This is a genomic window from Serratia nevei (assembly GCF_037948395.1).
GTDB classification, from domain to species: domain Bacteria; phylum Pseudomonadota; class Gammaproteobacteria; order Enterobacterales; family Enterobacteriaceae; genus Serratia; species Serratia nevei.
Map to the genome: position 1 here is coordinate 41,729 of NZ_CP149941.1, position 12,827 is coordinate 54,555.

General features: G+C 49.4%; 10 protein-coding genes and 1 pseudogene. 6 read left to right on the forward strand and 5 right to left on the reverse strand.

Annotated elements, in window-relative coordinates; all coding sequences use genetic code 11:
* Window positions 1–22: 22 nt before the first annotated feature.
* Window positions 23–2,026 (reverse strand): hypothetical protein, encoded by a 2,004-nt coding sequence (locus V8N38_RS25685; protein ID WP_129993727.1) that lies wholly within the window; start codon window positions 2,024–2,026, stop codon window positions 23–25.
* 445 nt (window positions 2,027–2,471) lie between these two features.
* Here V8N38_RS25685 and V8N38_RS25690 point away from each other — a divergent pair.
* Window positions 2,472–2,846 (forward strand): annotated as a pseudogene (locus V8N38_RS25690) (transposase); the annotation flags it as partial.
* A 426-nt stretch (window positions 2,847–3,272) separates the two neighbouring features.
* Here V8N38_RS25690 and V8N38_RS25695 read toward each other — a convergent pair.
* Together V8N38_RS25695 and V8N38_RS25700 are read right to left on the reverse strand one after the other, a co-directional pair.
* Window positions 3,273–3,956 carry a hypothetical protein gene (locus V8N38_RS25695; protein WP_129993726.1) on the reverse strand — a complete coding sequence of 228 codons (684 nt, stop codon included), beginning with the start codon at window positions 3,954–3,956 and terminating at the stop codon, window positions 3,273–3,275.
* A 21-nt stretch (window positions 3,957–3,977) separates the two neighbouring features.
* Window positions 3,978–4,724 (reverse strand): hypothetical protein, encoded by a 747-nt coding sequence (locus V8N38_RS25700; RefSeq protein ID WP_129993725.1) that lies wholly within the window; start codon window positions 4,722–4,724, stop codon window positions 3,978–3,980.
* Window positions 4,725–5,995: 1,271 nt separating this feature from the next.
* On the opposite strand from V8N38_RS25700, the gene V8N38_RS25705 reads away from it, so the two are divergent.
* Entirely contained in the window at window positions 5,996–6,529 is a 534-nt protein-coding gene (locus tag V8N38_RS25705; protein WP_129993724.1) for a hypothetical protein, read from the forward strand.
* 142 nt (window positions 6,530–6,671) lie between these two features.
* Here V8N38_RS25705 and V8N38_RS25710 read toward each other — a convergent pair whose 3' ends face one another.
* A complete protein-coding gene (locus V8N38_RS25710) occupies window positions 6,672–7,616 on the reverse strand; it encodes an Rpn family recombination-promoting nuclease/putative transposase (RefSeq protein WP_129993723.1) in 945 nt (314 codons plus the stop codon).
* An 844-nt stretch (window positions 7,617–8,460) separates the two neighbouring features.
* The gene (locus V8N38_RS25715) at window positions 8,461–9,531 is read right to left on the reverse strand and encodes a hypothetical protein (RefSeq protein WP_147840676.1); all 1,071 of its coding nucleotides are present in this window, start codon (window positions 9,529–9,531) and stop codon (window positions 8,461–8,463) included.
* Between the two features lie 580 nt (window positions 9,532–10,111).
* Here V8N38_RS25715 and V8N38_RS25720 point away from each other — a divergent pair.
* The 4 genes from V8N38_RS25720 (at window position 10,112) to V8N38_RS25735 (ending at window position 12,664) form a co-directional block, all read left to right on the forward strand.
* Window positions 10,112–10,432, forward strand: coding sequence for a hypothetical protein (locus V8N38_RS25720; protein WP_129993721.1), 321 nt, complete (start codon window positions 10,112–10,114; stop codon window positions 10,430–10,432).
* Window positions 10,433–10,505: 73 nt separating this feature from the next.
* Window positions 10,506–11,390, forward strand: coding sequence for a hypothetical protein (locus tag V8N38_RS25725; protein WP_129993720.1), 885 nt, complete (start codon window positions 10,506–10,508; stop codon window positions 11,388–11,390).
* 62 nt (window positions 11,391–11,452) lie between these two features.
* Complete coding sequence (locus tag V8N38_RS25730) at window positions 11,453–11,836, forward strand: hypothetical protein (protein WP_129993719.1); 384 nt, start codon at window positions 11,453–11,455, stop codon at window positions 11,834–11,836.
* Window positions 11,837–11,869: 33 nt separating this feature from the next.
* Window positions 11,870–12,664 (forward strand): tyrosine-type recombinase/integrase, encoded by a 795-nt coding sequence (locus tag V8N38_RS25735; protein WP_129993718.1) that lies wholly within the window; start codon window positions 11,870–11,872, stop codon window positions 12,662–12,664.
* Window positions 12,665–12,827 lie beyond the last annotated feature (163 nt).

Genomic DNA, 12,827 nt, shown 5'->3' on the forward strand with positions numbered 1-12,827 from the left:
TTGTTAATTTGAAAGCGGGTCTTTAATCAAATACAACTTCAAGGTTCAAGCTAGCAAATGATGAGTCACCATCAATTGATATTTTTACATCAAGATAGTCATCAATAATAAGATTGTAAGGGTGGAAAGTATCTAGTTTAGATAAATAAAATATTTTATCTTCACTATCCTCCCATGAATGAATGCCTTTAACTTTAAAAAGTGACTCGCCATCGCTACCTTCTTTGATCTTTGAGAAATATATAAAGCCAGATGATATATCATTGTACGTTATCCTTATTTTTTCGTAAAATGGTTCGATGTTATCACGGATGGCCATAAAAATTACCGGTGATATCGATTTTACTTTCCTTTTTCTTCCATGATTAAATATTCTAAATGTAATTTGGTTAGTGGACCCTTTTATTGTGTTTATTACATTCTTTCCTGATTTAGGCTCTGCATATCCGCTGGATGGATTTATCGTAGTACCGATCAGGCCAGAGTTTAAACCAAGCTCACAAGTGAAACACGATATCGTATCATCATCTCCGAACTGTTGTGCAAAGCTGATTCCGGAAGCATGACGAAAGATCTCTACAGGCAAGCTAATCCATACACCAGAATCTTCTTTACATGATTTCCCATTTTCATTTTGATTATGGATCACTAATCCACTACAAAAATAACCAGGCATAAAATTGGTGGCTTTAACAGGAGTCCCTAGATTTCGGTGTTTCCCTAATTTTAAAACTGCATTAGGGGATTGAAGAGTTAACTCATGAAGAGAACCATAACCTCCTGTTTCTGAATAGATATTGTTAGGCATTTGTCCTGCATCTATCGCGGACACTAAAAAAGGATTGGTATTAAAATGGGTATTTATTCTTTGCTCAAGATCTCTCCCTACCTCACCATAACATACTTCGTAATTCATGTTTATTTCAGTGCCATCGGCAATGATATGCTGAACATTTAGACGATTTATTGCATCTATATGACTGTAGCCAGAAATTTTCGTCATCATTGAAACTCGTTCTAAAATGCGCTGATTGGCCCATTTATGCGCGCTCATGTAGCTCATGCCAATAATTTTTCTAGGCGCATACAATTCAACATCATTACGTGTATCCACAGTAAATCCAGTTTCTAACGCAGCACTCGATTTCACAGCAGTGATGTAAAAAGCGTATCCATTTCGATAAAAAGCGTTGATGAATTCGTTAATGGCCGGCCAAACTTCATCACTGTCTGAACTAGCATTGTTTATTAAGTAGGAATAACGATTTTGCACCTGCCGGTCAATTTCTTCTGTCCAGGATTTTATCACTCGCCGGAGTTCTGTTAAATTAAAGTTATAGAATTTTTCGTCCAACTCTAACGCCGCATAGTTTGACAATAAATCGTTATATGTAATAACAGCTAATGCAGCACAATGACAGTAGAAGGGCAAACCAGCTACTCGTTTTTCGTTGAGGTCGGGGATGAGGAATAGATGCAATGAACTTTCGACGGTCTGCACAAATCCTGTAAAGCTGGCGATTAACTGAGTGCGTAGATCATCTCGCTGTAGTCGATTTTTTGTCGATAAATATGCATTGAGCACGTTTGAAAAACTGCGATGAGTATCAAAAATTCCATTGACTAAACCTTGCATCGTTTCGTAATGCCGTTGATCTATCATACCTCCTGCAATTTCTCTGATTACTTCCTCTACTGTAGGCTCTGGTGGTCCCTCCTTCTTTATTAGGTTGTTGAAAATATTGAACAATAAACCTATTCCAATTGAAACGAATCCCCCTACAATTGGTAAAGAGGCGCTAGATTTGGACAGGAAAGCCTCGATGAGACCGTTTGCGGCGCCAAGAGGATTTCCCTGGAATAGCCTTTCCAGGGCTGCTTTTGCACTACCACTGTTAGCCAGTAATACATCATTAATGTTTTTAGCAACGCTTGATAGCGTAAAAACCTCTTTTGGATCGGAGGATGATGGAAATAAAACTTTCGAATAGTCAACTACATGTGGTTTTTTCAAATTTGTAGGCATTAGTGTTAACTCCTTGGTTTGCTTGCGATATAAATTTTCAAGGGCGTGATTGTTGTGGCTTAATGGTTTTAAATATGCAAATGAACGTGACGTTCATGAGGGAAACAGAATACAGCTTATGTGCTATTGGCTGTCAAGATGATTAACAAAGATAACTTATGGTTTGGTTTTTTTTATCGATAACTTCCATTTTGCGATTTTTAGTGTCGTTATTTCATGAATTGGAATAGCGCCTGATTTTTAATTAGGAATTTAAGATGTTATTAATTTATAGATGCTCCTATTTAACCTAAAAATTCTCGCAGTAGTTCAAAATGTTTTTTAGGTGCTTCGGTGGAAGAGCTATATCTATACATGTAAACGTGTAGTTTGGATTTACTACTTGTTCTGATCTGCTCCCCGTTGGTTAGTACACCCCAATGTTAGTAATGCCTTCATAAGCCACATGAAGATATCCTCTAGGAAGAAGCGTTTTTCCGACGAACAGATCATCAGTATTCTTCGCGAGGCTGAAACCGGGATACCCGCCCGTGAACTCTGCCGCAAGCCCACCATTTCCGCTGCCACTTTTTACACCTGACGTAAGAAGTATAGCGGTATAGATGTATGGATGTGTGGATGTACCTGAGGTTAAATGCCTGAAGTTGCTTGAAGAAGAGAACGCAAAACTAAAGAAGCTGCTTGCCGAAGCCATGCTGGATAAGGAAGCGCTTCAGGTGGTCAGAAGCGGGGAGCAGTAGTGTTGATGTGTGATGCGACCGGTCTGTCGCAACGTCGTGCCTGCAGGCTGACAGATTTGTTCCTGTCGACCTGCCGCTATTTATAACGATTGGCAAAGTTATTCACTGCGGCTGAATTCTTGGAGTTAAATGGATGGTATAAAGCAGAGTTATTTATAAGATAACGTCATGATGTTAAATTTTTCCCAGGTGGCCTTAGGTGGTAAATGAGCTACTTAGATTTTACATCGTTATGCGTTTTTAGTTTTTAATCTCGCACCTTGTTCTTTTGCGAGATTTTTGTGCTTTTATTTGAAATGGCTGGACTGTCAACTGATGTTGTATAAACTGACTAGACTGGTATCGCGCCAGCCATAATAATTATGAGAAGCCAGTTTAACCCTGTGACCTCCTTGTCGTTTCAGGGTTTTTTTTTGAGTGGATATTTCCTGGGTGTTTATTTTTAGCTTCTCTTTAAATCACCACCTGATATCGTTCATAATAATTATAGTTATTCCTATTTTTTGTCAGACAGATAAAATGTCCAAATCTATCCGCCCCTCGACATTATTAGTTAACGTTGTAGGGATGACATGAATACTGGTGTTGTTCCATGCTGCACCATAAAATATGGCATTTACATCTCGCTGTGTTGCCCCGGGTGGGAGTTGTATCGATGAAGTTAAGTTGTTAAATGTAACTGTGCTGACACGTACATGGCCATTTTGATCGGTTATGTTTATAGATATTTGAGCGGTTGGAATTTGATTGTTATCGGGGACTAACATAAATGTTAGTACTCGGCCTCCATTATCGGGAAGAGACGAACCTACTGCATGTACATATTCTAAGGTCTCTCCTGGAGCAATGCGCAGTGATGGTGTTATCCGCGAATTACTTGTATGGTTATCAATTATAATTAAGTTTTGTCGTGTTATGTTTCTTATTTTTAATTTTAATCTAATTCTCTCTCTTTCTGGTTGAGCTGAGTTGCCTGACACTCCACCGATAAGAGAGGTTAATCCTGCCGCCAATCCTAAAATAACACCTATGATCGAAAAAAAACCTCGTGTTTCTGACTGGCTATCTTGTTGCGTGAAATTATAATAGTGTAATGCTGCTAACGCAACAGTTCTGGCACCCGTAATTCCACTGCTCGTCCATGGAATAAAATTTATTACTTGTTTTTTATCTTGACTTTTATTTTTCATGCGACCTCCGTTAATTACTGTTCAGTTTGCACGTAAACCTAATGGGGTGAATATAATCGTGCATCCGCAAGTTTGTGGGGCTCGTTCAGGCCAGCTCGCGGGTGTCATTGCAATACCAAAAGAAGGTGCCGTAGTGCCTTGCCTTCCACGAAAACCAACATAGTTTATGTGGAAATTTCCTGGCCTTACTGAATTTGATGTTGTGTCAATATTCCTAACGTGAGATATACGCATTCTACCTAAACTGTGAGCGATGGATATTTCGAAGTTTGTTGAGTTAGTGTTGTTTACTTCTAGAGGTGGCCTTGGTTGGATGTTTGGGTCAACAGATACTGAAAGAAACTGAAAGTTTTGCGCTCCAGGACGGCTTATATTTGCTGGGGTGTATTTAATATTGCATATGGCAATGTCTCCTGGGAACATTATATTTGGTGCTTTGTCAAAGGTATGTCCTCCCGGTAAGTGAATATGATAAGGTATAATTATGACGTCAGCTTCGTTTTTGAAAATGATGGTTTGGGTAATAAAATTTGGCGTTGGTGCTGGCATTAGTGACATTACACCACCCATTGTGTCCATTGTTGAACCCAATAGCCCAAGGATTTTCCATATCCAACGTGTTTGTGAGGTACCCATTCTTGCAGTTAGGTTATCTTGATACCGGTAGCCTGCTGCTATTTCATTAGCGGCCTCTCCTGGGGTTAGGGTATACACAAAAGAGTGTATTGCTGTGGGTTTAATACCATTTTTTTCAGTGTTATCATCCATAGGGTTTATCCTTGTTGCTGGTTTTTTTATGTGATGAAAAGAGCTTATACATAACTGTAAGCTTTTTTTTTATAATGGCTAATAGATTTCTTATTTCGGATTTTAATTGTGATTCTTTATTTTAATGGAGTGAGTCTGTCTGCGATATCTGGTTTATACGACATATTTTTTGCTATTTATGATGAGTAAGTTTTTCAGGTAAAAATCATGTTTTCCTGTGACGGAATCAATACGTTTGGTTTGATATAATTTGGAATACGATTGTCTGCAGACTTGTTACGTTTCCGTGAGTTGGCGCCAACAAGGCCGTAAAAATTGTGAAGACCGGATTGATGGTCTCCATGTTGTTCCTGATGTCTGCCCCAAGTTCGTCGTTTTGACATGCTCATTCTTAATGAATCCCCGGAGGTTACGCTTGAACTGATGGAGCCTGAAATATTTCACAATAAGGCCCCGTGCTGGAGCGGACTACACATGTACTTCACTGTATTCCGATGCGGATAACCTCATCTGCTGCACGAGTGTAATGGATCCCATCAACGTAACGATTGTCCCTGACCGAATACGCTACTAAGTTGAGCTCCTGTCAGGGAGCGTTGCTCTCGCCAATAAATTACTCAGAGGAATGGTCATCAAGAGTTGAATTTTTAACTAATTGATAATGTTAATAAAGTGCAGATAATGTGCATTATGTTAAATTGCATTATTGGGTACGCACCGGGGTTATCTTGGCTGCCCTCTCTCACTTCCCCTCATTGTTGATCAGCGTTGACGCGCCTTCTTTATCATCGCGTGAGGTTCGTCAAGTGCCTATACCTGTAAATTAAACCTCTGGTTTTTTTTACAGGTCGAAAAAAGCCATCAAAACGCACCACAAGCGTTTTCTGTTGTTAAGCTGGCTATAACATCAAAAATAGCGATAAAACCTCGGATAATCGCCCTGGTGAACTGTGCGCGCATAAAATGTACTTACTTGAAAGAATTTAGATGTGTGTTTCGGCGGGACATGGTAGCATTGGAATTCTGGTGATCATGGATCCCAGAGACGAAAAAGCAGCTATCAGGCAAATTAGGTTTCTCAGGCCCGCCCGATAGCTGCTCACGCTCCAATGCAGAGATTGAAGCGGCTCAACCAAATTTTGCAGATCTGGTCAAGCCGTGACGGAAGACTACGGCTAATTGTCGTAGATTTCCAGAAGATTTTGCATTCTTGCAAATCTTATTTACATCTCTGCATTGGCTTTATCCGTTCTAGATTGGAGTAAGCCACTATGACAGAAAAAGATTTTAATCAACGCAAAGTCACTGACGACTACGCCCCCGAGATGGCTCGTATCAAATTAGTCTCCTTCTTCGAGGGACATCCATCGGTACTGGAAACCGTCCAGACACTCAATCGTACACAGGCATGTGTGCTTGCCGCGTTGTTAGATGACAAGTCGATCACGACGTCAGGCTATACCATTCCTGCTGATTATGGTGTGAAGCGTGCTTCTGCAGTGATCCATGCTTTAGAAAAGCAACACTCATTCCCCATTTCCAGTCGCCGTGTTGAAACGGAATCGGATGTCGGAAACCGTACAAAACAATCCTTGTTTTTCATCACCCATGAAGATCAGGTGCGGTTGAAAGCAGAGCCGGAAGCCGTTTTCAAAGAGCGTCATGAAAATGCCTGCCGTAAGAAGGAAAGTCAGGCGCAAAAAGAGCTTGCCCGCCTGGTTAAAGAATATGGGAAGGATGGTGTCCTTGGGCTTCTCAAGAGAGCCGCGAATGATGAAGCTGGATCGGATTCGAATGCAAGCTAAATAATCATGGGCGGGCCTTATTTAGGCTCGCCCTTTACTTATTGATTTTTTTTCTATTTTTTGGATCGGCGGAAATTACAGGTGTTTCCCTGCCGGAGTTGTCGCGGTTGGCGAATCGGTGGGGGATGTTGCCGGGGTAAAATCAGTGGCGGATCTGCGCCAGGTCGTCAGCCGTCAACCCGGTCATTTTCATCACCGACTCGCGATCGAGGCCGCTGACCAGCATGGCGCGGGCAATTTTCAGTGCCGCTTCGCGCTCGCCTTCTTGGCGGCCTTTTTCTTCGCCAAGTTGTAACCCCTCGATACGTCCTTCCTGACGCCCTTTCTGGCGCCCTTCTTCTCTCAACTTTTCTGCAATCGTCATCAGCGTGTCCTCGTGTTCCGGCACTCGTGAGGCCAGGGTTGATAGTAATTCGCCCGGATTGCGGGTTTCACCAACCTGCAGCATGTAATGCATCAGCGATGTCAGCTGCTCCTGAGTAGTGTAACCGGCCAGCAGCAACGTGACCAGCTGTTCCAGCAGATCGGCGAGGTCGCGCTGGCGAACGTGTTTTTGCAGCAGCTCCAGAATGGCGACGCGGCGATGCTGCATGATTTGGTTGTCCGGAATGACCGTGACATCGACCAGTGGAAACTCGCCGCCGTACAGCTGGCCGGCCAGAACCGGATCGCTGAACCCCTGCAACCAGTTCATCGGATACGGGTAGGGGGTTACCTGGCCATGATAAAACAGGATCGGGATCACCAGTGGCAGCTGTTCGTGGCCAGCGGCCAGATGGCGTTGCATGGCGGCAATCGCATAACGCATCAATCGGAAGGCCATGTTTTTGTCCGGCGTCGATTGGTGCTCGATGAGGGCGTAGACGTAGCCGTCGCCCTGCCCGGTCTTCAGCGAATAGAGCACGTCGGAGTAGTAGGCGCGTAGATCGTCCTCGACAAACGAACCGGACTCCAGGCGCAGGGTGCTCAGGTCGCATGCCTGGCGCAACGCCGGCGGCAGGTGTGCGTCCAGAAAGTCACGGGCGGTTTCCGGATGCGTCAAAAACTGTTTGAAGAGCGCGTCGTGCGCGGTGGGTGTCGTTTTCATCGTGGTATCGTAGCATGATCCCCTCTTTCGCCCTACCCTCAGCGAAGCGGATGATAACTTCACTGTTCCAGGACTGGCGCCGCTCCAGAGACTGTGTTGGCATTGAGACATTCGTCATCCATGGATGAGGACAATGATGTGGCCAAACTCCCTGTCTCCTTCTCTAATCAACAGTATTTCGGTAAAAGTCCTTTTATACTGATGCTGCCTGCTGACTTATCCACAACTTCTGTGGATAACGCTACATATTGTGCCATCTTTTCTAAATTATCGGGCGCATGTTGTGTCTGGGCATCTTCTAATCGAGGTGAGCGCCCCGATAAGTACTGGTGATCACAAATCGCCGCACGGCGCTGTCCTGTCATTGGACTCTTCCACTGCAGCGCAACGTGTCGTGTTCTTGGTTGCAGTGGGAGCGTTCACGGTCTTGGGGCTGGCCGCTTGGCCTGCACCTGCCCGATGGCGGCCGTCATAACGTGCTGGTTGGTGTCGAACGACCGTTGAGACGAAAAGTAACTGACCTGGGATGAGGTCACGTGGAGGCTAAATAACGTCTACTGCTGCGTTGCCGGCTCTTCATACATGAAAAGAAGATAAACAGCCCGCCGGTGCGGGCTATAGGTACTTCATTAAACGAGAGAATATGCACTTAACTACGCACATTCATTCTTTTTTATCAGATCAAAACGTTTCTCGAGTCTGTCCAACGTTTTCTCTGACAAGCGTGAATAGCAGGCAGCGCTTGTGATCGCGGTTGTTGTTCCCGCGCCCTGCCCGATAGAAATGTTGCAATCCGGTTTCCACCGAGTCCAGCGCATTTTCCCGCCGCGAAAATTTCATGGTTTCACAGATCCCCGTACAACGCAGCGAGCTCGGCCAGCGCCGCGGCGGCCGCCGGGTGCTCCAGCTGCGTCAGCAGCTCGGCCTCAAGTGCGGTGAAGGTGTCCGGCGCGAGCAGCAGCCGCAAATTCGGCAGCACCAGACCGATGGTGCCGCTCTCCGGCACATGCAGCGAGACATGCCGCCCCTGATAGCTGCGGGTGCGATCGCCGTGCTGACGCGCGCGCAGCAGGCGGCGCAGCTCGGCGAACACCGGCCAGCCGAAGGTCGACTGGAAGACCGCGCCGCCGATATGCAGGGACAGGAACGGCGGCAGGCCGTCGTCGGCGCCCGGATACGCGCCCTGCCCGGCGACGATCTCCACCGTGGCGCAGAGCTCGCCGGCGGTGGCGATCAGCTGCTGGCGCTCCACGAAGGGCGCGGTCAGCGCCAGGTACTCGGCCAGCGCCTGATCGTCGGCGCGCTGCGCGGCGACCGCCAGCGGGAAGATCGCCCGCAGCCGCACCGGGGTGCAGGCGCGGGCCAGCGCCTCGTCGCTGAAGTCATCGAGGTTCAGCACGCCGCTGGCCAGCGGCCGGGCGAAGAACTCGGCGCTGCCGGCCGGCGGGGTGCGTGTGGCCGTAAAGCGGTCACGCAGCGCCTGCAGCCAGTCCTCGCCGCGCAGGCCGAAGGTGCGCCGGTAATAGTGGGGATCGACATCGAGCCCGCCGCCTACCGCCGTCTCCAGCAGCGCATCGGTGATCAGCAGCAGCGCGGACAGTGGCGCCCGGTTGACCGGCCCGCGGCCATCGCGGTAAGCGATCTGCGCCTGGCTGAACAGCCAGCGCAGTTCGGCGCGGCTCAGCGCCTGGCCGTCGACGGTTTCCGCGCGCACGATCTTGCGGTACAGCTGGCCCAGGGTGGTGTACGGCGCCGCGCAGAGCGCGCGGTATTCGTCGTCAGCGACCGAGGTGGCCAGCGTTTGCTGCAGCAGACGTTCGGCCAGGGTGTTGACCGGCACCGCTTCGGCGGCGGCCCGGTTTTTCAGGGCGGCGATCAGGGATTTCGGAAAGCGGAGGTTCATCTGGCTTAGCATGGCGGTGTCCTGCTGTCATAGGAATGTATTGTGATGATAGCAAAATTTTATAAAGCAGTAGTGGAAATTAGAATGCTATACCTAATACAGATAGCTTCATTTTTCTGAGATAGCAGAAGTGATAAGTTGCTAACAGCCATGGCGGACTGCTAGTGAAGCTCCGTGCGGCGGTCGGCGTTTTTGCGTCGCAGATCCGAAAAAGACCATTCTCGGATCTGCGGATCGTCACCCTGCCCCGCGGCGCCGGTCGGCACAACATGTGGTGGCTTAAAGAGCTGCAATTGCCACCAGATGTTGTGTTTTCGGGGGAAGATCGTCAGGGCGCGCGGCAGGCGGAAAACGGGGATGTCGGCGCCCCGCCCCTGTGCTACCCTACCGAAAACTCCCATTCAGGAAGAAGTCGGATCATGACGGGCGGGCGTGTAGTAATTGCGGGCCGTGGTTGTCGTCACGGTTATTATTATCTAGGTTGTTTTTACCGTGGTGATTTTACCGTGCGGTATTATTGCGAAGCGTGTCACTCATAAGTTTACCGGGTGACAATTTCAAACCGTGATAGTCATTAAAAGGGATACTGAGCATGACATCTAAACCGTCGCAACAATTTGCCACGTTCTGGGCGGTGCTTGCCGAACTGGAGAGCAGCGGACACCCGCAAGACTCTCTGTGGATCAAGGCGGGCAAAGACGACACTGGGGAAATGAATTACACCGCACCGATCGCTTTCATCGCCGGTGACTGCCGCATGCTGGCACAGAAATGGGCTGATGGCACCTCGCATACCCTGTACGGTTACGACCGGCCGAATGCACCCGGCGCACCGGGGCCTACCGTTGAACGTGGGAACGGTGTGCACTACCTGCCGAGTTGTATAGTAGGGCTCGAACTTTTTCTGTCCTGATAAACAGGACTTTGACTAAGCCGGGTAGCGATTGGCCGGCGTTGCCGGCACCGGCGGAATTGAAGGGAAGACCATGAGCAAAGTACAACAGCATTATATTGACGAGACGAAGGCGCTGGCCATGTTTGATCCGCAGGAAGGGCCCGATCAGGAATCGCCGATGGTAGAGTGGATTTTGGCGACCTATCCCGGTATCGAGGAAGGGACTGAGGAATGGGAGCAAGCCGAACAGGAATATTGCGACTGGTGCGATTTCAGATCCGCCATTCTCGATCAAATCTGGTTTGAGGACTCGCTGAATGACATCGGCGATCGCTATGCGCATGCGCTTGCTGAACTGGATAATCTGCAGCCATTACAGGCTGGCGAACATCCGGGCATCGTGCGGCGCCTGGCGTATGCGCACTGCGTAACGGTCATGGAGGCCTTCCTGATGTATGCAGCGTGCGCATTGCTGAATTACCCTGCTCTCCTGGCGCGGTTCCACGAAAAGAAATCGGCATTTTTACGCGAGGATATCGTTAAGTCCTTGGATGCTGCATATCGACGTGAGAGGGATAATCACGAGCCATGTATATGGCACTGGCGTGAAGTGCCAGGTCAAAACGAACTGGAATTGACCGGTGAGACCTTGGCAGATCGTCAGATTTACAAAAGCAGGGCACAGGCAGCAATCGGCGCGCTGGCATTTCATAACCTCAAACGGGTTAAAAGCTACTTCACCGCAATGCTGACCACCCCGCCCGACTGGCCATTGGACGAAATACTGGAGGATCTGATCACTACCCGCCAGGATCTGGTGCACCGTAACGGCGTGACGAAGAACAACCAGCCCATCACCATTGCGCCCACCGACCTAGCTAACGCCGTGGAAATAGTGCGTCGTCTTATCACGCAGGCGCACGACGACTTACAGGCTGAAGTAGCGCGCCACCTTAAAACCGAAGAGGAATTCTGACCGGCAGGCGGCGGCGGAACTGAAGGGGCAAATTTTGCCGGTTATTGAAGGAGTATTATGAGATGGGCAAGGCATTACGCATCACGCTGGGGCAGCGCACCTTTACCAGCAAGAAAGCGGGCGTGGCGTATTTTATGGATCAGCGCGACACGGTCAAAGCGGGCGGCACGCTGACCGCCGGCGAACTGTTTGAGGAGCTCCGGGAGCTGTACACGCGCTATTGTGACAGCAGCCCGGAGTGGGCGCTCAATGGCCGGGAGATCACCAGTTTCGTCGTGGATCTTGAACGCCGCAGAAACGGCGCCACCTGGGCACAACACCTGTGCTACAAGGTTTGTTTCTCCAACCTGGAAGTGCGACCGTTCTCGATCGACAAGGCGCTGTCGGCCCTGTCCCGGAGCGGCGTACCATCCCAGCCAGCACAGACAGTAACCGATGAACGCTAAGCGGCTTGCCGGCCGGCCGCGCCAGGAGGTCACATGACATTTCCGAGCCTTCCAGGTCACCCGTTCGCGCCGTTGCCACTCGCCGGCGCCCCGGCGATGCCGGTGGCCATCGATTATCCGGCGGCGCTCGCGCTGCGCCAGATGGCGCTCGAGCACGGCGACTACCCGCAGTACCTGCTGGCTGTCGAGGTGATCGCCCTGCTCCACTATATTCCCGATCTGTATCAGCACAGCCTGATCGCCACGCTGTGGAACAGTGGCGCGCGCATCAACGAGGCGCTGGCGCTGACGCGGGCGCATTTTTCGCTGCAGGGCCCCTACCCTTATGTGTCGCTGGCGACGCTGAAGCAACGACAGGCCAGCGCCCAGCGCGGTGCCGGCGCGCCGCCGAAGAAGGAGCCGGTGCGCCGCCTGGTGCCCCTGTCCGATCCGCAGTATGTCAACCTGCTGCACAGCCTGTTCGCTACCTTCAAAATCCCGCTGGCACCGCGCGACAAATCCGGTCGCGCATTGCCGGCAGAGCCCATCTGGCGCGTGACTGATCGCACCGTGCGCAGCTGGCTGAATGAGGCGGTGGCGCGTGCCGCGGCCGACGGGGTGCAGTTCTCCCTGCCGGTCTCGCCGAAAACGTTGCGTCACAGTTATGCCATGCACCTGTTGTACGGCGGCGTGCCGCTCAAGGTGCTGCAGGGGCTGATGGGGCACAAGAGTCTCAAGTCGACCGAGGTGTATACCAAGGTGTTCGCCCTGGATGTGGCGGCGCAGCAGCGCGTGCAATTCTCGATGCCGGGGGCAGAGGCGGTGGCGATCCTTAAAGGTCGGCGCTGAATGACCGATAGGAGAAACAGGCAGGCCGGTCAAATGACCGGCCTATTTTTTTCCCTGGTGTTTTCTGGCGTACTGCATGGTTGGTGTCTCAGATGTTTAGTAACTCTAAACAAGTTTGATGTTAAGTGATGCTAAACATGTCGTCAATCCCTTATCTGACGAC